This is a genomic window from Streptomyces achromogenes, assembly GCF_030816715.1.
Lineage (GTDB): Bacteria > Actinomycetota > Actinomycetes > Streptomycetales > Streptomycetaceae > Streptomyces > Streptomyces achromogenes_A.
In genome coordinates, this window is the sequence record NZ_JAUSYH010000001.1 from 7,618,352 (window position 1) to 7,643,208 (window position 24,857).

The following is a 24,857-nucleotide window of genomic DNA, read 5'->3' on the forward strand; positions in this document are numbered from 1 at the left end:
TCAGCCGGGCGTCCCACGGCGGGCACCACGCAGGACGGCCTGCGCCGAGGACAGGCGTTCCTTCTCGTCACGGTCGCCGTCGGCGCCGCTCACGACGTCGTCTGCCCAGCCGAGCAGCTGGCGGAGGTGAGGGTCGGTCGCGTCCGCGACGATGCGAGGCTCACCCACGACGACCTCGCCGCCCGTTCCGTCGACGGCGATGAGCGTGCCCTCGGGCAGGGTGCGCCCACCCGCCCGGACACAGCCGCCGGCGGCGTCGACGGTGAGGCCCGTGGCCCCCACGACGGCGGGCTTTCCCATCGCCCGCGCCACCACGGCGGCGTGGCTGGTCGGCCCGCCGCGTGCGGTGACGACCCCGGTCGCGGCCGCCAGGCCGTGCATGTCGAGCGGGGAGGTCTCCGGGCGCAGCAGGACGACCGGTCCGCCCGCCGCCAGCCGCGCCGCGCTGTCGGCGGTGGTCGCCACCCGGCCGACGGCGACTCCCGGAGAGGCTCCGAGCCCGCGGGTGAAGACGTCCCCGGGGTCGATCGCCGTGATCCGCGGCGTCCGCACCTGGGCGAGGTGCTGTGGGGAGACGCGCAACAGCGCCTCGTCACGCCCGATCGTTCCCGCCTCGGCGAGGTCGACCGCGACCCGTACCGCGGCACGCCCGACGAATCGCCCGGGACGCACCTGGAGGATCCACAACTCGCCTGCCTCGAAGGTGAACTCGACGTAGCACGCGTCGCGGTAGTGCGCCTCCAGCTGGTCCAGGGCGGTCAACAGGAGGGCCCATACGGCGGGTTCCCGGTCGGCCAGCTCCCGCAGGGGTCCGGTCAGCGAGGTGCCGGAGACGACGTCCTCGCCCTGGCGGCCGAACAGGACCTCGCCGAACGGGACGTGCTCACCGGTGTTGGGATCGCGGCTGAAGGCGACACCCGTACCGCTGTGCTCGTCGCGGTTGCCGAACACCATCGCCTGGACGGTCACGGCCGTGCCGAGGTCGCCGGGGATGTCGTGCAGGGCGCGGTAGGTCTTGGCGCGCGGGGTGTCCCAGGACGAGAAGACCGCCTCGACGGCGAGCTCCAACTGCCGGGCCGCGTCCTCGGGAACGGGCTCGCCGCTGTGCTCGCGGACGAGCCGCTCGACCTCGTGGATCGCCGTCTCGAAGTCGCTCGGGTCGCCGTCGCGCCCGGCGATAGCCCGGTCCACGCTCGCCAGGCTCTCCTGGCCCACGCCCACGACCTGGGAGGCGAAGCTGGTCAGGAACCGCAGCCGCGAGTCCAGCGCGAAACGCGGGTCGCCCATCTCCTCGGCCAGCGCGGCCGTCGCCCGGGAGGTGAGCCCGAGGTTGAGGACGGTGCTCATCATGCCGGGCATCGACACCTTGCCGCCAGAGCGGACCGACACCGCCAGCGGACGCTCCGAGCCGCCGAGCTCGCGGTGCGTGGCGGCCTCCAACCCGGCTACGGCGGCCGTGAGTTCGGCGGCGAGGCCGTGGGGCAGCCGCCCGGTGCGGAGGTAGGCACGGCATGCCTCCGTACCGATGACGAACCCCGGTGGCACGGGCAGCCCCAGACGTCGGAGCACGATGAGCCCGTGCGCTTTGCCGCCGAGGACGTCCGCTGTCTCCTCGACCTCTGCCGAGAGCGGGTGAATAAAGGTCATCGCGTTGTCATCTCTGCGTCGCCTCTGCTGCTTCGGCTGCGGGGGAGGGGGTGCCACGGGCGAAGGCCGGTGGGCTGGGTTCAGTGGCGTGGGATGCCGAGCGTGGCCAGCAGGTCCTCGTGCAACTGGAACCACACGGTGTGGTAGGAGGCGGTGCTGTCCGTCACGTACTCCAGCGCGCCGGACCTCGCGCGGGCGAGCGCGTCCGCGAGCCGGACCGGATAGCGCCGGAACCGGAGCAGGGCCGCGGACAGCTCCGCGCACAGGGGCTCGGCACGCTGGTGGAACTCCGTGAACCGGTCGAGGACACGGGCGTCGTAGGAGGAGTCCCTGTGGTCGTTCATCGTCATGGCGCCGTCGACGATGTGGGTCTGCCACGCCGTGCAGAGGTCGAGGAGTTCGGGGTTGAGGACGAGGAACCGGTCGAAGGCCGCGGTCAGAACGGGGCGCACACCGGCCGTCGCCACCTCGTCGCGCGATCCGCTCGGCGTCCGCGGCGCGGCCTGCGTCCGTGAGACCCCAGCCGCCGAAGTCGCCCGCGGTGCGTGTGACGAGTCCGGCGACGGCGAGGTCGATCAGTTCCGACTCGACGTCGGACTCGGGCAGTCCTGTCGCCCCGGCCACTGCGGACAGGCCCGAGAAGCCGATGCAGCGAAGGGCGTGGAGCACCAGCAGATCGGTGCTGGTGGCGTGGGACGAAACGGGTCGGGTCATGGTGCGGCCCCATCGGGTGTGGTGTGGGAAACGTCTGCGGTGGTGAGGTCGTGGGTGGCCGCGGCGTACGCGGCACCCGGTCCTTGGGCTCGGGTGACGATCGTGTCGTGCCGTACGCGGACCGCGTACTCGGTGGTGTCGTCGGCGTCCGGTACGCCGACGGCCGACGCCAGCAGGCCGCGCTCGTCGAGGACGACGCGCAGGCCCGGCCGGTCGTCGGGGTCGAAGGCGCGCTCCAGGCAGCGGGCGAAGTCGCCGATTCTCAGCTGGACGAGGCGTCCGGTCTCGGCGGGGGCGGACGTGGTGACGGCCACGGTGATCAGATCACCGGCCCGCGCGCTGCGGACGGCCTCTTCCGCGGCTTCGAGACGGTGGGTGCCGAGGACCGTGATCACACCGTCCCCGGTGACTCCGACCATGCGCCCGCTGAGCAGGTCCCGCAGCTCTCGCGGGGGCTCCCATCGGTCCCGGCAGGCTCGCGCGGGCGGGACGTAGGGCAGGTGCGGGGGGTTCCAGGTGTCGGCGAGGGCGAGCCCGCCCAGGTGTGCGCAGGCCTGTGCGATGTCGAAGGGGTCGCCGAATCCGAGGGCCGGATCCGCCGTGGTCCCCGGACCGTCCAGCAGCCGCAGGACCAGCTGAGCACGCCGTACCTGTCGCGCGGGTGGCGTGTCGGCACAGGCGCGGGAGTCCGACGACTCCAGCGCCAGTGCCAGCAACAGCGCCTCCAGGCGGGTCACCTGGCCGAACGCGGCACGGATCGGTTCGTCGTCGAGCACCTCGGTCAGTGAGCCCAGGTGCGCCGGGCCGGCGGAGGGGCCCTGGCCGGCCAGCGGCAGCCGTTCGAGCCAGATACGGGCGAAGGCCCCCAGGGCCTCGGCGGTGGAGGTCCGGGCGTGCGGCCGCCCGCCCGCCTGTGGCGCCGCCGAGGGACGGATCCCGTCGGCGGTGCCGTGCTCCGCGGCGGCGGCGCGCTCGACCATGTCGATCAGCACGGCCAGATAGAGGGCGCGTTTGCTCGGGAAGTTCGAGTACACCGCGCCACGCGTCAGGTCGGCCCGCTCGGCGATGCCGTCCACCTTCGCCGTGGCGTATCCACGCTCGGTGAACTCGGCCTTCGCCGCGGTCAGCACGGCGGCGCGGGTGCGTTCCTGCTGCTGAGCCCGTGTCAACCGGACCATCCGCGACCCCTTCCGTTCGTACGTCGCCCTCGTGCGCGCCGTCGGTTCAGCTGTCAAGCGTCTCCCGCTCACGACAGAAGATACACCGAACATCCTGATGGTGAGACCATCCGAGTGGCCCGGCCGAGTGCGGTGGGCGCGGCGCGGGCCGACGGGCGAAGTCGACAGAGCGACCCCGGGACCGACCGGAAAATCCGATGTTTATTTCTCGGCCAGTGGTTTCCGGGGCTCGTGGAGCATCTTCCCGTCGAATGGTTCTGGATGAATTCTTGCCCGATTTCTCGCGGGTTGGGATGCTCGATCGATGGGTGAACGAGCATCTTATGAATTCCTCAGCCGCGACGATATCGATGACATTGCCCGCTGCGCTGCCTTCGGCGCGTACATACCGCACCCCCGTCACGCTTTCGGGTTTTCGTTCACGGCGGTCGTGCCCGGAATTACGATTCTGGTGTGCGCAATGGCATTCCGGCTGGCGCGCCGGCGTTTGCTGCGCCGCCTCCAGCGGTCCTACGGCGGTGCCCCGTTCAGCTGGCAGGATCTGCTCGCCGAGGTGCGCCGCCGGGATCGGAACGCCACCTTCCGCACGTGATGACCGTATGTTTCGCCGTCCCGGAACATTGGGACGGCGCGTCCGGTTCAGCCCCCTCGCCGCCGCGCCGTCCGTGCGGTATCAGGCTTCGGAGGCGTTCGCACCGGTTCAAACCATCAGTCTGCGAGGGGCCTGCCGAATGGTCTGTACAGACTCTTCGTCTTGACAGACATCGACCGAAAGAGATCAAATTTGCACAGTGTCACGGTGTTCCCTGACCGAGGGGCGAACCAGGAATCCGATGGACGGGGATATTCTGCAACGGGGGGCGATGTTCGTATGCGAAGACAGTGCGGACTGCGATTTATTTCTGCCGTCACGAGATGACCCTCGCCTTCTCCCTGCCTGAGAAATTGTCGCGCCGAAATAACGCCGAAACGGCCTGGAGAAAAGTGAAGCGGTGCGCCTTCATGGCGCCCGGGCCCGCCGCCGAACCGTGAACGTTCTATCGACTTATCGCTTCCGCCCGCTCGGCATGACGCGCCGCTGAGCCACACCGAAAACACCCGTCACAGCAGAAGCGGCCCTGCCGGGCTGCCCGTTTCCACCGACGCCTGATCGCCTTCCGGCCCCCCAACCACGCACCCCGAGGTGATTGATCAATGATCGGTAGGTTAAAAGCCCATGCCGTTCGGACGGCGGAGGTGTCAAGTGGTGACGTCCAGGGACGGGGCGGCGGGAGGGGCACGGCTTCGGCCGCCCGGGGCGCACCGCCACCGGCCGCCGAGAGCGTGCCCGTCGAAGCCCTGCAGACGTCGGGCGGTCCCCGCACCGGCGGGGAGGACGCGGAGCACGTCCAACTGCTGGCGGCGCTGCACACACAGCTCCCGCCCATCGTGGTGCATCGCCCCACGATGCGCGTCATCGACGGCGCGCACCGACTGCGCGCCGCACTCCTGCGCGGCGACGACCACATCATGGTCCGCTACTTCGACGGCGCGGAGGGGGACGCCTTCGTCCTCGCGGTCCAGCTCAACAGCGAGCACGGACTGCCGCTTTCGCTCTCCGACCGCAAGGCCGCCGCGGTCCGGATCGTCGCCTCGCACCCCCAGTGGTCCGACCGCAGGATCGCCGAGGTCGTGGGGCTGGCCGCGAACACGGTGGGGGCCGTACGGCAGCGTTCGACTGCGCAAAATGAGCAGCCGAACGCCAGCATCGGCCGGGACGGACGGGTGCGCCCCCGCAACGGAGCCGAAGGACGGCTGCGCGCGGGGGAGTTGATGAGAGCCAACCCGGAGGCCTCGCTGCGCGAGATAGCCAGGCTCGCGGGGATCTCGGCGGCCACCGCCAGCGACGTCCGGGCCCGGCTCAACCGGGGGGAGCCGCTGGTCACGCCGCAACAACGGCAGGCCGTGGCACGGGAGAGCCCTCCGGGAGCGATGGCCCGGCGCTCCTTCCGGCCCGACGGCCCGGCCAGCGACGTCCTGTTGGTGAGCCTCAGCAAAGACCCCTCCTTACGCCTCACCATGGCCGGCAAGATCCTGCTGCGCGCGCTGCGGGTCTGCTCGGTCGACGCGGACGGATGGGCCCGCATCGTGGAGGCGGTGCCGCCCCACCGTCAGGAGGTGGTGGCCCGCCTCGCCCGGGAGTGCGCCACCGCGTGGCAGTGCCTCGCGGACCGGCTGTCGGAACGGACGGGCGAGTCCTCGACCGAGGCGGGGTGAGCCGGCTCCCCGGGCCCTGTCCGCGAACCGGACGGGGAGCGGGGAAGCGGCACCGGGACACGGCCGGGCGGTGCGGCCGTGTCCCGGCGTGCGTACGGGGGCCGTGCGCACGGCCCGTGCGCACGGTCTCTGCGGACGGCTCGTAGCCGGCCGGCGCGAGCTCAGGGCGCGTCGAGGAACGCGCGGACGTCGCGGGCGAACTCCGGTGCCCCCAGGACGTTGTGACCACGGCGGGGGTACCGCACCAGCCGGGCGTCCGGTATCCCCGCCGCGGTCTCGTCGAACATCTCCTGCGGCCACAAGTGGTCGCGGCCGCCGCACAGCACCAGAGTGGGCGCACTCACCTCGGCCAGCCGGTCCCGGACATCGAAGCCGTCCTCGGCCAGCAGGGTCGCCCTCATGTCCGAGGGGTCGCGCGGCGGCGGATTCAGGCGTCCCGCCAGCCACAGCGGCACCATCAGCAGGCGTTGCAGCACCGGGTTGCGGGTGAGGGCGGGGGCCGCTCGATGCATACCGGAGCGGCCCCGCTCGGCCGCCGCGATCAGATCCCGGTGAAAGCGCCTGCCGACCGGACCCAGGGTGTACGCGGCGCAGGCCAGGACCAGCCGGTCGACCACGTCGGGGTGGTCCACCGCCAGTTGCAGGGCGATCGAGCCGCCGGTCCCGTGTCCGAGTACGGGCACGGGACCGGCGAACCGCGCGCGCAGTGCCTCGGCGTGTTCGGCGGCGAGCTCACCGATCGTCGTGCCGACCGGCATGCCGGGGCGACGGTTGGTCCAGAAGACCTCGTACCCGGCGGCGACGAACGGCGCCACCAGCCGGGCCGCGCGGCGCCGCTGCGCACCGGGCGGCGGCACCGTATGCGTCATCGTGAATCCGGACAGGCACACCAGCGGCTTTCCGGAACCGAAGGCGAGATGGGGCAGGCCGGTGCTGAATGTGCCTTGCTTGGTCGCGATATCCATGGGTCACCTCTCGTACTCGTCGTACTCGATCGGGCTTTGCGAGCGTTCGTGGTCACATCTCGTGGGCGCGGCTACGCTGACGTCCGGACCGGGGCCACCAAATATCGCATGGAGCAGGCGAGTCGGTCGCCGAGCTGGTTTCAGAAGAAGAGGCGAGGTGTCAGATTGTCCGCCGTTCTGCGTCCACAACACCTGGGTCCGTTACCGGAATTCATGACCGGTGCCGACACCGTTCCGGTAAAGCGCGTACGGACGCCGCCCGGTGACGAGATGTGGTTGGTGAGCGACTACGCCCTGGGACGCCGGGTGCTGTCCGACCGGCGGTTCAGCAGGGCCGCCGCGGTGGCGCCGGGCGCCCCACGGCTGAACTCGGCGGCGCCGTCCCCCACATCGATGATGAGCCTGGACGGCTCCGACCACGCCCGGCTGCGCAGGATCGTCGCGGCCGCCTTCACCACGGGCAAGATGACCGGCATGGCCCCGCTGGTGCGGGGGACGGCAGCCGATCTGCTGGCCGGCATGAGCCGCCTCGACAGCCCCGCCGACCTGGTGTCCTCCTTCGCCGAACCGTTGCCGGTGGCCGTGTTGGGCACCCTGCTCGGGGTGCCCGTCGAGGACCGGGAGATCTTCGGCTCCTGGGTGGAGGTGCTCTTCGACATCACCGCCAGCAGCGATCTGGAGAAGAGCCGTCAGCGGCTCCGGCTGGTCGACTACATGTCCACCCTGATCGACCGCAAGCGACTGCGGGACGACGACGACCTCCTCACCGACCTCATCCGGGCCCACGACGGCGACGCCCTCTCCCAGGCCGAACTCGTCAGCCTCGGCCTCGCGCTGCTCACCGCCGGCTATGAGACGACGGTCGGGCAGATCGGCCTCGCCGCACTCGCCGTGCTCCAGGAGGAGATTCCCCGGGAATTCGTCAAGGACGAAACGCGGGCGGACGCACTGGTCGAAGAATTGCTCCGTGTCACCCCGTCGACGGCGATCAGTTTCCCGCGAGTGGCTCTCGAGGACATCGAACTCGGTGATATCCGGGTACGGGCGGGTGAAGCGGTGGTCGTCTCCTTGCTGCACGGAAATCGCGACGACAAGGTATTCATTGAACCGGAGCTCCTGCGGGACGACAGGCCATCGGCCCATCTCACCTTCGGACACGGAATACACCGCTGTCTCGGAGCGCCCCTGGCGCGGCTCCAGGTGCGGACGGCGCTCGTTGAACTGTTCGAGTTCTTTCCCGCACTGCGGCTGGCCGAGGACGGGCCCGCGGCGCCCGCCGTCGTGTGGAAGGACGGACTGATCACCCGGGGCCTCAGCTCGTTGCGGGTGACGTGGTGAGCCGTCGCCGGCGCCCGTAGGACACGGAGCCACAAAGACCCACAGAGCAGAAGCACCGGCAGAACCAGAAGCACCGGCAGAACCAGTGGGATCAGAAGGGGCAGGGAACCGACAGTGGCTGCACACGTGGCGGACGGCAAGGCGGAGCCGGAGACGGCGCAGGACGAGCCGATCGCGATCATCGGCATGGCATGCCGCTTCCCCGAGGCCCCCGCGCCGGGCGACTACTGGCACCTGCTGCACGACGGCCGCTCGGCCATCAGCCGCTCGTCCGGGACCGGCAGGTACGAGGGGACGCTGCCCGACCGGGACCGGTTCGACGCCGGCTTCTTCGGCATATCGCCGCGTGAGGCGAACGCCATGGACCCGCAGCAGCGGCTGGCGCTGGAACTGAGCTGGGAGGCCCTCGAGTCGACGGGACTGCTCCCCGCCGGGCTGCGCGGCGGCGACACCGGCGTCTTCCTCGGCGTCTCGGCCAACGACTACGCCGGTGTCGTGCGACGCGAAGGAGCGGCGCCGCTCTCGCACCACGCCATGGCCGGGATCCACCGCAGCGTCGTCGCCAACCGCGTCTCGTACGCACTCGATCTGCACGGTCCGAGCCTCACCGTCGACGCGGGCCAGGCCTCGTCCCTGGTGGCCGTGCACCTGGCCTGCGCCAGTCTGCGGGGCAACGAGTCGTCCCTGGCCCTGGCCGGCGGTGTGCAGCTGAACCTCACCGAGGACGGCGCGGAACTGGCGGAGGCCTTCGGCGGGCTGTCCCCGGACGGCAGCAGCCGTGCCTTCGACGCGCGCGCCAACGGGTTCGTACGGGGCGAGGGCGCCGGCCTCGTCGTGCTCAAGCCGCTGGCCCGGGCGCTGGCCGACGGCGACCGCGTCCACGCGGTGATCAGGGGCAGCGCCGTCAACCACGACGGCAGCGGCGCGGGACTGACCGTGCCCAGCGCGGCGGCGCAGGCCGATGCCCTGCGCGCGGCCCACCGCCAGGCCCGGGTCGCCCCCGAAGACGTGCAGTACGTCGAACTCCACGGCACCGGCACGAAGGTGGGCGACCCGATCGAGGCGGACGCCCTCGGCGCGGTGTTCGGGGCACGACGAAGCGGCAGTGATCCGCTCCGGGTGGGATCGGTCAAGACCAACATCGGCCATCTGGAGGCGGCGGCGGGCATCGCCGGTCTGCTCAAGGTCACGCTGGCCCTGGCCCACGGCGTCATCCCCGCGAGCCTCAACTTCGAGTCGGCCAACCCCGGGATCGACCTCGACGCACTCGGCCTGTGCGTGCAGACGCGAGCCGAGCGGTGGCCCGCGCACGAGGGCACGGAGCGGGTGGCCGGGGTTTCCTCCTTCAGCATGGGGGGCACCAACTGTCATGTCGTCGTGTCGGCGGCGCCCGACGTGTCCGTCGCTTCGGCCGCTCGGGACCGACCGGCCGATGACGCCGTCGCGCAGCTCCGGGCGCCCATGCCGTGGGTGCTCTCGGGACGCGGCGCGCAGGCCCTGCGGGACCAGGCCCGCAAGCTGCGGGACCACGTGACGGCGAACCCCGGCGGCCGGACCGAGGACATCGGCTACTCACTGGCCACCACCCGAACCGCCTTCACCCACCGCGCGGTTGTCGTCGCGGCGGCCCGTGAGGATTTCGTGGCGGCTCTCGAGGCCCTGGCCCTCGGCACGGTGACGGACGCGGTCACCGCCGGCAGTGTCACGGCGTCGAGGGAACCGCTGACGTTCGTGTTCCCCAGTACGGCCGCCGCGTGCCTCGACGCCGGGCGGGCGCTGCTGCCCCGTTCGGCCGAGTTCGAGGCGGCCCTCGCCGCGTACGACGAGGTGTTCGCGCCCTACGGCCTGCGGCCCGCCGGCGACGTACTGCGCGGCACCGAGGCCGACGGGCCCGGGCCGGAGGACTCCACGGCGTGCGTGTTCGCGGTCACGCTCGCGCTCGCGGCGGTCTGGCGTGCGTACGGGGTCCGGCCGGACGCGGTGAGTGTCCCGGCGGGGCCCGGCACGGTGGCCGCAGCGGTCGTCCGGGGCCTGCTGACACCGCAGGAGGGCGCTCGCCTCGTCGCCACGGGCGAAGCGGCCCCCGAATGCGCTGAGTTCGCCGGCCCTCCCGCCGCGGACGCCCTGTGGCTGGACGCCACGGGGCGGCTCGGCGTGCGTACGCCGGAGACGGGATCCTGGAGCACCCCGAACGGTTCGCCGTCCGAGCCGGACTTCCTCGGGGCCCTCGGGCAGTTGTACGTGCGGGGCGTGCCGGTCGACTGGCGCCCCGCTTTCGCCGGCACCCGGCCCACGGTCGTCGGACTGCCCTCGTATGCCTTCCAGCGGGAGTCGTACTGGTGGCCCGAGGCCGGCGCGGAAGCGGCCGAGGGTCCGGTGTCCGGGCCCACGCCCCGCTCGGGGATCTCCGCCGAGGAGACCGTCTTCTCGGCGGTCCGCGACGTGCTGGGCGGCGGCGCGTTCGACGGCGGAGCGGCGTTCAGGGACGCGGGCTTCGATTCCTTGATGCTGGCCGAACTGCGGGACCGGCTGTCCGAGGCGACCGGCCTGGACATTCCGTCGACTGCGGTATTCGACCACCCGACCCCACTGGCCCTCAGCGATTTCCTGGCCGCTCTTCAGGAGAATGCCACCGACACCGTTCCCGTGCAGGCCGCCGAAAAGACGTCACGCGCATCCTCCTCCGGTGATCCGGTGGTGATTGTGGGGATGGCTTGTCGTTTTCCTGGTGGGGTGGTTTCGCCGGAGGGTTTGTGGGATGTGGTGGTGTCGGGTGGGGATGTGGTGTCTGGTTTTCCGGTGGATCGGGGGTGGGGTGCGGGGGTGTTGTCGGGTGAGGTGTGTGGGGTGCGGGAGGGGGGTTTTGTTGAGGGTGTGGGTTTGTTCGATGCGGGGTTTTTTGGTGTGTCGCCTCGGGAGGCGGCGGGGATGGATCCTGCGCAGCGGTTGTTGTTGGAGGTGTCGTGGGAGGTGTTGGAGCGGGCTGGGGTGGCGCCGGGTTCGTTGCGTGGGCGTGGTGGGGTGGGGGTTTTTGTCGGGGGGATGGGTTATGAGTACGGTCCGCGTTTGTGGGAGGGGGGTGGGGGGTCGGCTGGTTATTTGTTGACGGGTTCTGCCGGTGGGATGTTGTCGGGGCGTTTGGCGTATGTGTTGGGGGTGGAGGGTCCTGCGTTGACGGTGGATACGGCGTGTTCGTCGTCGTTGGTTGCTTTGCATTTGGCTGTGGGTTCTTTGCGGTCGGGTGAGTGTGATGTGGCGTTGGTGGGTGGGGCGACGGTGATGGGGACGCCGGGTGCTTTTGTGGAGTTTTCTCGTCAGGGTGGGTTGTCGGGGGACGGGCGGTGTCGTTCGTTTTCTTCGGATGCTTCGGGGACGGGGTGGTCGGAGGGTGTGGGGATGTTGTTGGTGGAGCGGTTGTCTGTGGCGCGTCGGTTGGGGCATCGGGTGTTGGCGGTGGTGGCGGGGAGTGGGGTGAATTCGGATGGTGCGTCGAATGGGTTGACGGCGCCTTCGGGTGTGGCGCAGCAGCGGGTGATTCGTCGGGCGTTGGCGGATGCGGGGGTGTCGGCGTCGGGGGTGGATGTGGTGGAGGGGCATGGGACGGGGACGGTGTTGGGGGATCCGGTGGAGGTGGGGGCGTTGGCGGGTGTGTTCGGTGGTGGGCGGCCGGTGGGGCGGCCGTTGTGGTTGGGGTCGTTGAAGTCGAATATCGGGCATGCGCAGGCGGCTGCGGGTGTGGGTGGTGTGATCAAGATGGTGGAGGCGTTGCGGCATGGGGTGTTGCCGCGGACGTTGCATGTGGTGGAGCCGGTGGGTGGGGTGGAGTGGGGTTCGGTGCGGTTGTTGACGCGGGAGGTTGTGTGGGAGTCGGTGGAGGGCAGGCCGCGGCGGGCGGGGGTGTCGTCGTTCGGGATCTCGGGGACGAACGCGCACGTCATCCTCGAAGAACCCCCTGAGGCCGGCGACTTCGAGACGGGGACCGGGGGAGTGGACGGGACCGCCGAGCACCCGGCGTCGGTCCTCCGGGACCCGCGGGCCGCCTCCGGCCTCCCGGGCGCCCGGTCCGACGGCGCCGGCGCCGACCGGAGCAGCGCCGCCGATGAGACCGCCGGGGCCTTGGCGCTGCCGCTGGTGCTGTCCGCGAAGACACCGACTGCTTTGCGCACCCAGGCCCGCCGCCTCCATGACTTCCTCTCCGGCGGCGCTGAGCACCGGCCCGCGCACGACGGCCCTGTCGACCCGTCCGCCGTCGCGTACACCGCCGCCTGCGTCCAGTCCGGGTTCGGCCACCGCGCCGCCGTGCTGCCCGGCGCGGACGGCGACTACCGAGGGGCACTGGACGCTCTGGCCGCCGGGCTGCCGCACGCCCTGGTGTCGACCGGGAGCGTGAGCGGGCGCGCCCGGCCCGTGTTCGTCTTCGGAGCCGGAGCCGGAGCCGGAGCCGGAGCCGAGGCCGGTGCCGGTGCCGCTGCGGCCGGTGGTGGCCCTGACTACGCAGCCGCGGCAAGGGAGTTGCTGGCCGCGTCCCCCGTGTTCGCCGGGCACGTGCAGGAGTGCGCCGAAGCCCTGGCCGTCCATCTCGGCCGTCATGTGGGCGAGTTGATCCCTGCCGACCCTCCGGAAGCCGTGGCGTTCGTGGTGGGAGCCGGTCTCGCCCGGCTGTGGGAGCAGTGCGGTGTGCGGCCCGACGCGGCACTGGGGCAAGGGGTGGGAGAGATCGTCGCGGCCCATGTCACCGGGGCGCTGACGCTGGACGAGGCGGCACGCCTCTGCGCGGCCCGCGTGCGCGGAGACTCCGACGACGAACTGCGAGCGGTCATGGCCACGGTGACCCCGCGCCGTACGAAGACCGACCTCTGCTCGTCGCGAACCGGCATGCCGCTCGACGCCGAACGGGAGCTGACCGCCGAGTACTGGCTGCGCGCCGTACGGGAACCCGCCGACCTCGACGCGGCGCTGCGCCACCTGGCAGACCACGGCAGCCGCACCCTCGTAGCGATGCCGGCCGCCTCCCGGCTCGTCGCGACACCGCACAGTCGGGACGCCGGTCACCCGGACGCAGCCGGCCCCCCGCGGCTACTGGACGCGCTCCGCCCCGGCGGTGACGGCGCCGGCGGCCTCCTGTCGGCACTGGCCGCCGCCTACACGCGCGGCCTGCCGGTGGACTGGCAGACCGTCATCCCCAGGCGGCCCCTGGCCGTCCTGCCGACCTACCCGTTCGAGAGGAGGCGGTACTGGCTGAACGCCGACGCGCCGCGCCCGCCGCACAGCGGGGAGCATGCGCTGCTCGACACCGCCGTCACCCTCGCGGACCGCGACGCGCGGGCGCTCGCCGGCACCCTGTCCACCCTCACGCACCCCTGGCTGGCCGACCACCGGATCGACGGCCACACCGTGCTGCCGGGAACGGCCCTGGTCGAACTGGCCGCGCACATCGCCGCGCTCGACGGCGCCGCGACGGTCACCGAACTGACCCAGGAGGCGCCGGTTCGCCTCCCCGACGACGGCAGGACGGTCGAGGTCCAGTTCGTCGTCGGCGCGGTCGGCGAGACAGGAGAACGGCCCTTCACCGTGTACGCGCGTCCCGGCCGTGCCCGGGAGTCGGCGCGGGCCGGCGAGGAGAGCCCGGCCGCCGACTGGACCCGTCACGCCACCGGGATTCTCGCGGCGCGTGCTCCCCGGACACCGGTGGACTTCGACCAGGCGGACTGGCCGCCGCCAGGCGCGGAACCCGTGGAACTGAGCGGCATGTACGAGGAGTTGGCCGAGGCCGGCTACGCGTACGGCCCCACCTTCCGTGGCCTTGAGGCCGCGTGGCGGCTGGGCGAGGACCTGTGTCTCGACGTACGGCTGCCCGCCGGCACCGACACGTCCGGGTACGGCCTGCACCCGGCACTGCTGGACGCGACGCTGCACGCGACCGTGTGGCAGGGCGCGGCCGACGGTCGCGTACGGCTGCCCTTCTCGTGGAGCGGCGTGCGGGTGTACGGCCGTGACGCGACGGAGCTGCGCGTACGGGTGTCACCTGTCGGACCGGACGCGGTGGCGCTGCGGATCACGGACGGGCACGGCACGCCGATGGCCGCCGTGGACTCGCTGGTGCTGCGGGCCGCTTCGGACGGTCCCGCGGACGAGGGACTCCTGCACGTGACGTGGGGCCCACTGGACCACCCTCTGTCGGAACCGGCCTTTGACGCCGGCGCGTGCTGGGTGCTCGGGTCCGCCCCGCGTTCAGGCCTCACCGCCGTTCTCGACATGGCGCAGGCGGGTACGCGTCTCGACGCCGGGACCCCGCCGCCCGCCGCCGTGCTGGTGCCCTGCCTGCCGTCGGCCGTCTCGGGCGGGGAAGCCCGCGTGCCCGACGGCGTGCGTCGCGCGGCCCGCGCGACGCTGACGCTGCTCCAGAGCTGGCTGGACGACAGCCGATTCGCCGACACCCGGCTGGTGTTCGTGACCCAGGGGGCGGTGCGCACGGGCGCGGGACCCGACGAGGCGCCGGTGGATCTGGCCCACGCACCGCTGTGGGGGCTGGTCCGCACCGCGCGATCGGAGCATCCGGACCGCTTCGCCCTCCTCGACCTGGACGGGGACTTCGACGAGACCCGTCTGACGCGCGAGGTGCTGACCGCCGTGGCGGCCGGCGCAGCACCCGAACTCGCCCTGCGCGACGGTGCGCTGCTCGTGCCCCGGCTGTCGTCCGTGCCGCGGCCGACGCCCGTGCCGCGGCCGACCGGGACGCCGGACCCCGTCGAGGTCGCCGCCGCACCGGTACGTCCGCACGGCACCGTCCTGGTGACCGGCGGCACCGGTGCGCTCGGCGCGCGCATCGCCCGGCACCTGGTGGCCCACCACGGCGTACGGCACCTGCTGCTGACCAGCCGCAGCGGCGCCCGTGCCGCGGGAGCGGACGACCTGGCACGGGAGCTGCGGGGCATGGGCGCCCGGGTGCGGATCGCCGCCTGTGACTGCGCCGACCGGGAGGCGCTCGCCGCGGTGCTCGACGCCGTCCCCGCCGACCGTCCGCTGACCGGCATCGTCCACGCCGCGGGCGTCGTCCAGGACGCGACCGTCCGTGCGCTGACGGTCGAGCAACTCGACGCCGTGCTCCGTCCGAAGGCCGAGGCCGCCTGGAACCTGCACGAGCTGACCCGCTCCGCCCCGCTCGCCTTCTTCGACCTCTTCTCCTCCGCCACCGGCACGCTCGGCGCCGCCGGACAGGGGAACTACGCCCTGGCCAACACCTTCCTCGACGCCCTCGCCCGGCACCGCGCCGACCTGGGCCTCCCGGCGCGCTCGCTGGCGTGGGGCCTGTGGGACCTTCCGGACGGGATGGCGGGACGGCTGACGGCGCACGCCGTCGAACGCCTCGGACGCCGCACCGGGCTGCGGCCGCTCGACGCGGCCCGCGGTCTGCGCATGTACGACGCCGCCCGCACCGTGGACCTGCCGACCGTGGTGGCCGCGGCACTCGACCCGGAGTTCGTCCGGGCGTTCGCCGCGGCCGCGGCTCCCACCGTCGCCCCTGCCGCCGCCCCCACCGTCGCCGCTGATCGGACGGGGACCCCGTGGTCACGGCGGCTGGCCGAACTGCCGGAGGGCGAACGGACGACGGAGAGCCGGCGCCTCGTCATGTCGATCGCGGGCGAGGTGCTGGGCGGGAGCGGCTTCGACGGCGGCCTCGCGTTCCGGGACGCCGGTTTCGATTCGCTGCTGGCGGTGGAACTGCGCAACCGGCTCTGTGAAGTGACGGGGCTGAGGCTGCCGCCGACCGTGGTGTTCGACCATCCGACACCGCTCGCCCTGGGCACGTTCCTGGGTTCTCTGCTCGCGGATCCGCCTGCCGAGGACCGGGCGGCCGAGAAAGCGGTTCCGGCTGTTTCGCCGGCGCGCCCGACCACCGGTAATACGGCTTCCTCCGGTGATCCGGTGGTGATTGTGGGGATGGCTTGTCGTTTTCCTGGTGGGGTGGTTTCGCCGGAGGGTTTGTGGGATGTGGTGGTGTCGGGTGGGGATGTGGTGTCTGGTTTTCCGGTGGATCGGGGGTGGGGTGCGGGGGTGTTGTCGGGTGAGGTGTGTGGGGTGCGGGAGGGGGGTTTTGTTGAGGGTGTGGGTTTGTTCGATGCGGGGTTTTTTGGTGTGTCGCCTCGGGAGGCGGCGGGGATGGATCCTGCGCAGCGGTTGTTGTTGGAGGTGTCGTGGGAGGTGTTGGAGCGGGCTGGGGTGGCGCCGGGTTCGTTGCGTGGGCGTGGTGGGGTGGGGGTTTTTGTCGGGGGGATGGGTTATGAGTACGGTCCGCGTTTGTGGGAGGGGGGTGGGGGGTCGGCTGGTTATTTGTTGACGGGTTCTGCCGGTGGGATGTTGTCGGGGCGTTTGGCGTATGTGTTGGGGGTGGAGGGTCCTGCGTTGACGGTGGATACGGCGTGTTCGTCGTCGTTGGTTGCTTTGCATTTGGCTGTGGGTTCTTTGCGGTCGGGTGAGTGTGATGTGGCGTTGGTGGGTGGGGCGACGGTGATGGGGACGCCGGGTGCTTTTGTGGAGTTTTCTCGTCAGGGTGGGTTGTCGGGGGACGGGCGGTGTCGTTCGTTTTCTTCGGATGCTTCGGGGACGGGGTGGTCGGAGGGTGTGGGGATGTTGTTGGTGGAGCGGTTGTCTGTGGCGCGTCGGTTGGGGCATCGGGTGTTGGCGGTGGTGGCGGGGAGTGGGGTGAATTCGGATGGTGCGTCGAATGGGTTGACGGCGCCTTCGGGTGTGGCGCAGCAGCGGGTGATTCGTCGGGCGTTGGCGGATGCGGGGGTGTCGGCGTCGGGGGTGGATGTGGTGGAGGGGCATGGGACGGGGACGGTGTTGGGGGATCCGGTGGAGGTGGGGGCGTTGGTGGGTGTGTTCGGTGGTGGGCGGCCGGTGGGGCGGCCGTTGTGGTTGGGGTCGTTGAAGTCGAATATCGGGCATGCGCAGGCGGCTGCGGGTGTGGGTGGTGTGATCAAGATGGTGGAGGCGTTGCGGCATGGGGTGTTGCCGCGGACGTTGCATGTGGTGGAGCCGGTGGGTGGGGTGGAGTGGGGTTCGGTGCGGTTGTTGACGCGGGAGGTTGTGTGGGAGTCGGTGGAGGGCAGGCCGCGGCGGGCGGGGGTGTCGTCGTTCGGGATCTCGGGGACGAACGCGCACGTCATCCTCGAAGAACCCCCTGCCGATACGTCGGCTCCCGCGGGCAGGGACGTACGGAACGCCTTCGCGCGCACGGACGTACGGACGGCTCCCGTGGGCGCGGACGTACGGACTGCCCCCGCGCGCACGGACGTTCGTGACCACTCCTCAGCCGGCCACCCGGGTGGCGCGCTGCCGCTGGTGCTGTCCGCGAAGACGCCGACAGCCCTGCGCACCCAGGCCCGCCGCCTCCATGACCTGCTGAGCGGGCCGTCCGGGAAGCAGCACCTGCCGGACGACGCCCCGACCGCCCTGGATCTCGCGGCGGTCACCTACACCACCGCCCGCGTCCAGTCCGGCTTCGATCACCGCGCGGCGATCGTCCACGAGGACGGGACCGCTCTCCTCGACGGCCTCGCCGCACTGGCCGAGGACCGCCCGGCAGCCCCGCTGTCACGAGGCGTGGCAGGCCCCGCAGACGGACGCCGGGTGCTCATGTTCGCCGGGCAGGGCACCCAGCGGCCCGGCATGGGCAAGCAGCTGCACCAGCGGTTCCCGGCGTACGCGGAGGCCTTCGACGAGGCGTGTGCCGCCTTCGACCCGCACCTGGAGCGGCCGCTGGCCTCCGTCGTCTTCGCGGACCACGCGAGCGCCGAGGCGGCGGCACTGCACCGGACCGCCTTCACCCAGCCCGCGCTCTTCGCCACCGAGTACGCGCTGTCCGAGCTGCTGCGGTCCTGGGGCGTGCGGCCGGACATCGTGCTGGGCCACTCCGTCGGTGAACTGGTCGCCGCGCAGGTCGCGGGCGTCTTCTCCCTGGCCGACGCCGCCGCACTCGTCGCGGCGCGCGGCCGGCTCATGCAGTCGCTGCCGTCGGGCGGCGCGATGGTCGCGGTACGGGCGGCCCTCGCGGACGTCGAACCGCTGCTCGCCGGCCTCGAGGACGTGGTGGGAATCGCCGCCGTCAACGGCCGCCGGTCGGTGGTGGTCTCCGGCGCGAGCGACGCCGTGTCGAACGTGGTCACCCGGTTGCAGGCCGCCGGTCACCGGACCACGGCGCTCACGGTCAGCCACGCCTTCCACTCACCTCTCATGACGCCGATCCTCGCCGAGTTCCGGGAGATCGCGGCGGGGCTGACGTACCGGCGGCCGGTCCTGCCGCTCGTCTCGAACGTGACCGGCCGGATGGCGAAGGCGGCGGAGCTCATGTCGCCCGACTACTGGGCGGACCACATACGGCGCCCGGTCCGCTTCGCCGACCAGATCGCCGCCGCCCGTGCGGAAGGCGGGCGGCACTTCGTGGACATCGGCCCCGACGGCACGCTGTCGTCCATGGCGACGGCGATCCTCACCGGCCTCGCCGAGGACCCCGGGCGGGACGAGGCGCACGGCCGTTCCGTGGTGGTGCCGCTGCTGCGCGGTGCCCGCGACGAGGCGCGGACGGCGGCGGACGGACTCGCGGCCGGTTTCGCCTCCGGCCTCGACGTGGACTGGCCGGCCGTGGCCGCCGCCTGGGGCGGTGAACTGACCACTCTGCCGACCTACCCCTTCGAACGCCGGCGGTACTGGCTCAACCCGACGGAGTCCGCGACGGAGTCGGCCGGAGCAGGCGCTGCGCGCACCACGGACCACCCCGTGCTGGACCGACCGCTGGACCTGCCGGACAGCGGTGAACTGGTGTGGTCCGGACGGCTGGACCCGGCGGAACTCCCCTGGCTGGCCGATCATGTGGTGGCCGGTCAGGCCCTGGTGCCGGGCGCCGTGCTCGCCGAACTGGCCTGCCGGGTGGCGCGCGAGGCGGGGTGCCCCCGGGTGGAGGAACTGGTCCTCGCCAGCCCCCTCGTCCTGCCCGACCGGGCGGCGCTCGAACTCCGTGTGGTGGCCCGTGCCGCGGACGGCTCCGGACGTCGGCCCTTCACCGTCCACGCGCGCACGTCCGCCGACCCCGACCTCGCATGGCGGCCCACGGCCACCGGCGTGCTGGCCGCCGCCCCGGACGGCTTTGCCGCCCCGATCCCGTCGGTGACCTGGCCGCCGTCCGACGCCGAGCCCCTGCCGCTGCACCAGGAGGGCGACTACGCCCGCCTCGCCGCCCGAGGCCTCGCGTACGGGCCGGCCTTCCGGGGACTGCGTGCCCTGTGGCGCACGGCCGACGGCATCTGCGCCGAACTCGCACCGCCGGCGCCCATCGCCTCGCAGACCACGCTCTTCGGCCTGCACCCCGCTCTGCTGGACGCCGCCCTGCACCCGATCGAACTCTTCGGCCTCGCGGGCGAGCCCTCCGCGTCCGGCGTCCGCGCGCCCGGCGTTCGCGTCCCCTTCACCTGGCGCGACATGACCCACCACGCACGCCCGAACAGTCCTCGCGTGAGGGTCCGGCTGACCGCCGTGGGGCGGGACGAGGTCGCGTTGGAGCTGTCCGACATGGACGGCAACCCGGTCCTGTCGGTCGGAGGGCTGGCCCTGCGCTCGCCGTCGACGGCGGACGACAGCCGGCTGCGACGCCTGAGCTGGACGACGGCCGACCGACGCGCCGGCGACGAGACCGGGGAACGGTCCGGCGACTGCGAGCGGCCCGACCGGCTCGCGCTGATCGTTCCCGGCGGCGCCGGCGTCCGTAAGCCTCACGACGCCTTGCCCACCCTGCACGCCGAGCGCTGCGCCGACGTCGCCGAACTGGTCCGACGGGCACCCGGGGGAGTATCCGACACGGTGGTGATCCCCTGCCCGGCGGGCACCATGGACGAGGTCCACGAGGTGACCGCCGGCGTGCTCGCCGTCGTACAGGAGGTGCTGGCCGAACCGGCGCTCGCCCGGTGCCGGATCGCCCTGGTGACGAGCGGAGCGGTCGGCACCGCCGACGACGACCCGGCGACGGACGCCGCGGCCGCCGCCGTATGGGGACTCGGCCGGTGTGCGCAGCAGGAGGAGCCGGGACGGATCCGGCTGGTGGACATCGACGCGAGCGAGGAGTCGGCGGAGTCGCTCGCCCGGGCCCTGCGGTCCGGCCTCCCCCAGGTCGCCCTCAGGAAGGGAGAGTGGCTCACCCCGGAGCTGACGCCCACGACCGGCAGCCTGCTCGACGCGCCGTCCGGCGACGGAAGCTGGCGGCTGGACTTCGTCGGACGCGGGACCCCCGACGCCCTGGCCCTCGTGGAGTGGCCGGACGCCGACGCGCCCCTCGGCGAGGGCCAGGTGCGTGTGGCGCTGCACGCGGCCGGGGTCAACTTCCGCGATGTGCTGCTCACGCTGGGCGTCGTCGAGCCGGGGGCCGGCGTGCCCGAGGGCGAGGGGCGGCAGAGCGTGGAGGGCGCGGGCGTGGTCGTCGAGGCCGGTCCGGGAGCGGGCCGACTGCGTCCGGGGGACCGGGTGATGGGCCTCTTCGACGGGATCGGACCGGTCTCGGTGACCGACGAGAGGCTGCTCGCGCCCGTCCCGGCGCACTGGTCGTTCGCCGAGGCGGCCGCCGTGCCCGTGGCGTTCCTCACCGCCTACTTCGGCCTCGTCGAGCTCGGCCGGCTCCGCGCCGGAGAACGCGTGCTCATCCACACGGCGACCGGTGCGGTCGGCTTCGCGGCCCGCCAACTCGCCCTGCACGCGGGGGCGGAGATCTTCGCCACCGCGAGCCCGGCGAAGTGGCCCGTACTGCGGGACGCCGGCATCGGCTCCGACCACATCGCCTCCTCCCGCGACGGCGCCTTCGAGGCGTCCTTCCGTGCCGCGTCCGACGGGGCGGGCATGGACGTGGTGCTCAACTCGCTCGCCGGACCGCTCACCGACGCGTCCCTGCGGCTCCTCGCGCCGGGCGGCCGGTTCCTGGAGATGGGCAAGACGGACCCGCGCGACCCCGAGGAGGTGGCCGCCGCGTACGACGGCGCCGCGTACACCGTCTTCGACATCCGGCAGACGGGGCCCGACGGCATACAGCGGATGCTGGCCGACCTCCTGCCGCTCTTCGAGGACGGCACGCTGACGCCTCCGCCGCTCACCCTGCGCCATGTGCGCGACGCCCCGGCCGCCTACCGGTACGTCGCCGAAGCACGGCACGTGGGCAAGGTGGTCCTCACCGTCCGGGACTTCGACACCGACCGCGCGGTGCTGATCACCGGCGGTCTCGGCACACTGGGCGCGCTCGTCGCCCGGCATCTCGTGACGCGGCACGGGGTACGGGACCTCGTGCTGGTCGGCCGACGCGGCGAGGCGACCCCCGGCAGCGCCGAACTGGCGGAAGAGCTGCGCGGATCGACGGCCCGCGTCACCGTCGCCGCGTGCGACGCGGGCGACCGGGAAGCCCTGGCGGCGCTCCTGAGTGAGCTGTCCGGGCGCGGCATCCGCATCGGATCGGTGGTGCACGCGGCGGGCATGACGCGGGACGCGGCGATCGGCTCGCTGACCGCGGACGCGATGGCCGAAGTGCTCCGGGCCAAGGCGGTCGCCGCCCTGAACCTGCACGAACTGACCGCGCACCACGGCCTCTCGTCCTTCGTCCTGTTCTCCTCGGTGGCCGGCGTGACCGGCTCGGCCGGACAGGGCAACTACGCCGCGGCCAACGCCTTCCTGGACGCGCTTGCCGAGCACCGCCGCGCCCGGTCACTGCCCGCGCTGTCCATCGCCTGGGGGCTGTGGGAGCCGGCGAGCGGCATCACCGGGCGGCTGCGCGCCGAGGACCACGACCGGCTCGCCCGTCACGGCATCCGCGCCCTGTCCGCGGACCGGGGGCTGGCCCTCTTCGACGAGGCCATCGCCACCGCGGCCCCGGTCGCGGTCGCGGCCCGCCTCACCACGCCCCCGCCCGCAGCCCGGCCCGACACCGCAGCGGCGGCGAACGGGAGCACCCCGGCGGCGGCGAACGGGAGCAGCACCGCGGTGACGAACGGCGCCGGGCCCGCCGGGCCGCCCGAGGCGGTCCGCCGAAGGTCGCTGCTCGAACTGGTGCGGGCGGAAGCCGCCTCGGTGCTCGGACACGACTCGCCGGAGGCCGTCGCGCCCGAAGCGCTCTTCCCCCAGCTCGGTTTCGACTCGCTCGGAGCGATCGAACTGCGCAATCGCATCGTCGCCGCGACCGGCGTCCCGCTGCTGTCCACCCTCATCTACGATTTCCCGTCCCCGAAGGCATTGGCGGGCCATCTGCGCGAGGAATACCCGGACTGGCCCGACGGCGACCGCCCCCTTCACGGAACGGGAAGCGCGAACGGAACGGGGAACCGCAAGGGGACGGAAATCGACAGGGACGCGGGAATCGACGACGAAAAGAGGATCGACGACGGAAAGGGGATCGATGACGGGAAGGGGATCGGCGACATGCGGGGGGCGGGCCATGAGCACTGACGCGGGCGGCTGGACGATGTCCTTCAACCCGGGCCGGGACGCACGGTTCCGCCTGGTCTGCTTTCCGCACGCGGGCGGTTCCGCCGGGGCCTTCTTCCCGCTGGCGCGCGCCGCGCCGCCCGGACTGGAGGTGGTCGGCGTCCAGTACCCGGGACGCCTGTGGCGCCGTACGGAACCGGCCGTCACCGACATCCGCGGCCTGGCGCGCGGCGCGGCGGACGCGCTGCTGGCCGAGCGGGATCTGCCGACCGCCGTCCTCGGCCACAGCATGGGCGCGCTGGTCGCCTTCGAGACCGTACGGCTGTTGCAGCGGGAGCGGCCGGGAGCCGTCGGGCACCTCTTCGCCTCCGGCAGTCGCGCGCCGTCCCGCCCGCGCGAGGAGGTCCAGCGGGCGCGGTGGACCGACGAGCGGATCATCGCCGAGCTGCGCGTCCTGGGCGGCACCGGCGACCGGCTGATCTCCGACGAGGAGGCGCTGCGCCAGGCCCTGCCGGCCCTGCGCGACGACTACCGCGCGCTGGCCGCCTACCGGCCCTCTCCCGGCGCGTGCGTCAGGGTGCCGCTCACCGTGCTCGTGGGGCGCGAGGACCCGAAAGCGGGGCCGGAGCACGCCGCGGACTGGCGGCCGCACACCGGCGCGGCCTTCGCATTCAGGGTGTTTCCCGGCGGTCACTTCTTTCTCGATGAGAACGCCGCGGAACTGCTGGACCTCGTGCAGTGCAGCCTTGTGATGCCGCAACGCCCGTGAGAGTCTTTCGGGCGCCATCCAAAAGAAATGCATGAAGAGAATGGAGAGGCGATGTCGAATCCGTTCGAGGACGAAAACGCCGCGTACGTGGTACTGATCAACGACGAACTTCAGTATTCGCTGTGGCCGGTGATCGTCGACATTCCCGACGGCTGGCACTCGGTGTTCGGTGAGGCCCCGAGGTCCGAGTGCCTGGACTACATAGACCAGCACTGGACGGACATGCGTCCCAAGAGCCTGGTGGACGCGATGGGCGCGGCGGCCGGCGCCCGGGACCGCACCGAATGACCACCCCGTCCGGCCCGGGCCGTCCGCCCGCGGCCCGGCCGCGGGTCCGGACGGATCTGGACGGCCTGCCGCTCTTCCGGGGAAGGGCCGCCGAACCCGGAACGATCGGCCTGGACTGCAACGAGTCGCCGTTCGCGCCGCCCGCAGCCGTGCAGGCCGCGCTGTCCGGTGCCGTCCAGGGGCTGAACCGCTACCCCGACAACTCGTCCGCCGACCTCACCGCCCGGCTCGCCGAGCGTCACGGAGTGCCGCCCGCCACCGTCTGTCTGGGGCCGGGGTCGGTGGGCCTGTGCGTGCAGTTGATCCAGATCACCTGTGCGGCGGGCGACGAAGTGATCGTCCCCTGGCGCTCGTTCGAGGTCTATCCGTCCCTCGCCGGGACGGCGGGCGCGGTGGTGCGCCGGGTCCCGCTGACCTCGGGGCACGCCCTCGACCTGCCGGCGATGGCCGCGGCGATCTCCGACCGCACCCGGCTGGTCTTCGTGTGCTCGCCCAACAACCCGACCGGGACATCCGTGTCCCGGTCGGCCGTGGAGCGCTTCCTCGCCGAGGTGCCGCCGGACGTCCTGGTGGTCCTCGACGAGGCGTACGCGGAGTTCACCGAGCAGGAGGCCGACCCGCTCGACGGGTTCGGCCTGGTGCGCGACCTGTTGCGGCAGGGGCGTACCAACGTGGTCGCGCTCCGCACCTTCTCCAAGGCGTACGGGCTGGCCGGGCTGCGGATCGGCTACTGCCTGTCCGCCCCGCCGGTGGCCGAACTGCTGGGCCGGGTCGCGGTCCCGTACGCGGTCGGCACCCTCGCCCAGCGGGCCGCGGTCGCCGCGCTGGACTGCGAGCGGGAAGTGCGGGAGCGCTGCCGGCACCTCACCGAGGAGCGGGAGCGGGTCCGGGCCGCTCTGCTCGACGCGGGCTGGGACGTGCCGGTCAGCGGCGCGAACTTCCTGTGGCTGGCTGCCGGTTCGGCCGCGGAGGCCTTCGCCGCGCACTGCCGCGAGCAGCGGATCCTGGTCAGGGCCTTTCCCGGCGAGGGGGTACGGGTGACGGTCGGCGCGGACACCGAGAACGACGCCTTCCTGGCCGCGGCGGCACGGTTCGCCCCCATCGACGCGGGCGGCGCCGTCGGGAGATGAAGCCGTCCGGCTCCCACGCGACACCTGCCCTCGGTGCCTCCGTGCCTGTGTAGCTGCTGTCTCCGTGCCTGTGTTCCTCCGTTCCTCCGTTCCTCCGTTCCTCCGTTCCGGTGACTTCATC

11 protein-coding genes are annotated in these 24,857 nt (G+C 72.4%); 7 read left to right on the forward strand and 4 right to left on the reverse strand.

The genetic code is table 11. The features are described from left to right. The 3 genes from QF032_RS34090 to QF032_RS34100 form a co-directional block, all read right to left on the reverse strand. Complete coding sequence (locus tag QF032_RS34090; protein WP_307059077.1) at positions 1–1,647, reverse strand: pyruvate, phosphate dikinase; 1,647 nt, start codon at positions 1,645–1,647, stop codon at positions 1–3. An 80-nt stretch (positions 1,648–1,727) separates the two neighbouring features. Next, positions 1,728–2,099, reverse strand: coding sequence for a hypothetical protein (locus QF032_RS34095; RefSeq protein ID WP_307059079.1), 372 nt, complete (start codon positions 2,097–2,099; stop codon positions 1,728–1,730). Between the two features lie 258 nt (positions 2,100–2,357). Continuing rightward, positions 2,358–3,539, reverse strand: a complete 1,182-nt coding sequence (locus tag QF032_RS34100) for a TetR/AcrR family transcriptional regulator (RefSeq protein ID WP_307047801.1) — start codon at positions 3,537–3,539, stop codon at positions 2,358–2,360. Between the two features lie 304 nt (positions 3,540–3,843). Here QF032_RS34100 and QF032_RS34105 point away from each other — a divergent pair, with 304 nt between their 5' ends. Both QF032_RS34105 and QF032_RS34110 read left to right on the forward strand, forming a co-directional pair. Next, positions 3,844–4,131, forward strand: coding sequence for a hypothetical protein (locus QF032_RS34105; protein ID WP_306947219.1), 288 nt, complete (start codon positions 3,844–3,846; stop codon positions 4,129–4,131). Between the two features lie 731 nt (positions 4,132–4,862). Continuing rightward, positions 4,863–5,795 (forward strand): streptomycin biosynthesis protein, encoded by a 933-nt coding sequence (locus tag QF032_RS34110; RefSeq protein ID WP_306947217.1) that lies wholly within the window; start codon positions 4,863–4,865, stop codon positions 5,793–5,795. Positions 5,796–5,956: 161 nt separating this feature from the next. Here QF032_RS34110 and QF032_RS34115 read toward each other — a convergent pair whose 3' ends face one another. Beyond that, on the reverse strand, positions 5,957–6,760 hold the full coding sequence (locus tag QF032_RS34115; protein ID WP_307059082.1) for an alpha/beta fold hydrolase: 804 nt from the start codon (positions 6,758–6,760) through the stop codon (positions 5,957–5,959). Between the two features lie 270 nt (positions 6,761–7,030). Between QF032_RS34115 and QF032_RS34120 the strand changes: the two genes are divergently transcribed. The 5 genes from QF032_RS34120 (at position 7,031) to QF032_RS34140 (ending at position 24,736) form a co-directional block, all read left to right on the forward strand. Further along, positions 7,031–8,098, forward strand: coding sequence for a cytochrome P450 (locus QF032_RS34120; protein ID WP_307059084.1), 1,068 nt, complete (start codon positions 7,031–7,033; stop codon positions 8,096–8,098). Positions 8,099–8,212: 114 nt separating this feature from the next. Continuing rightward, positions 8,213–22,570: an SDR family NAD(P)-dependent oxidoreductase gene (locus tag QF032_RS34125; protein ID WP_307059086.1), complete on the forward strand. Its 14,358-nt coding sequence runs from the start codon at positions 8,213–8,215 to the stop codon at positions 22,568–22,570. After that, positions 22,560–23,318, forward strand: a complete 759-nt coding sequence (locus tag QF032_RS34130) for a thioesterase II family protein (RefSeq protein ID WP_307059088.1) — start codon at positions 22,560–22,562, stop codon at positions 23,316–23,318. Before QF032_RS34125 ends, QF032_RS34130 begins: the two co-directional genes overlap by 11 nt. 51 nt (positions 23,319–23,369) lie before the next feature. Then, positions 23,370–23,606, forward strand: a complete 237-nt coding sequence (locus QF032_RS34135; RefSeq protein ID WP_306947209.1) for an MbtH family protein — start codon at positions 23,370–23,372, stop codon at positions 23,604–23,606. Further along, the gene (locus QF032_RS34140; RefSeq protein ID WP_307047808.1) at positions 23,603–24,736 is read left to right on the forward strand and encodes a histidinol-phosphate transaminase; all 1,134 of its coding nucleotides are present in this window, start codon (positions 23,603–23,605) and stop codon (positions 24,734–24,736) included. Before QF032_RS34135 ends, QF032_RS34140 begins: the two co-directional genes overlap by 4 nt. The last annotated feature ends 121 nt before the right edge of the window (positions 24,737–24,857 follow it).

Bases quoted from the DNA above. Each gene is read 5' to 3' on its own strand.
- QF032_RS34090 (WP_307059077.1), bottom strand. From the start codon at position 1,647: ATGACCTTTATTCACCCGCTCTCGGCAGAGGTCGAGGAGACAGCGGAC.
- QF032_RS34100 (WP_307047801.1), bottom strand. From the start codon at position 3,539: ATGGTCCGGTTGACACGGGCTCAGCAGCAGGAACGCACCCGCGCCGCC.
- QF032_RS34105 (WP_306947219.1), top strand. From the start codon at position 3,844: ATGGGTGAACGAGCATCTTATGAATTCCTCAGCCGCGACGATATCGAT.
- QF032_RS34115 (WP_307059082.1), bottom strand. From the start codon at position 6,760: ATGGATATCGCGACCAAGCAAGGCACATTCAGCACCGGCCTGCCCCAT.
- QF032_RS34120 (WP_307059084.1), top strand. From the start codon at position 7,031: ATGTGGTTGGTGAGCGACTACGCCCTGGGACGCCGGGTGCTGTCCGAC.
- QF032_RS34130 (WP_307059088.1), top strand. From the start codon at position 22,560: ATGAGCACTGACGCGGGCGGCTGGACGATGTCCTTCAACCCGGGCCGG.
- QF032_RS34135 (WP_306947209.1), top strand. From the start codon at position 23,370: ATGTCGAATCCGTTCGAGGACGAAAACGCCGCGTACGTGGTACTGATC.
- QF032_RS34140 (WP_307047808.1), top strand. From the start codon at position 23,603: ATGACCACCCCGTCCGGCCCGGGCCGTCCGCCCGCGGCCCGGCCGCGG.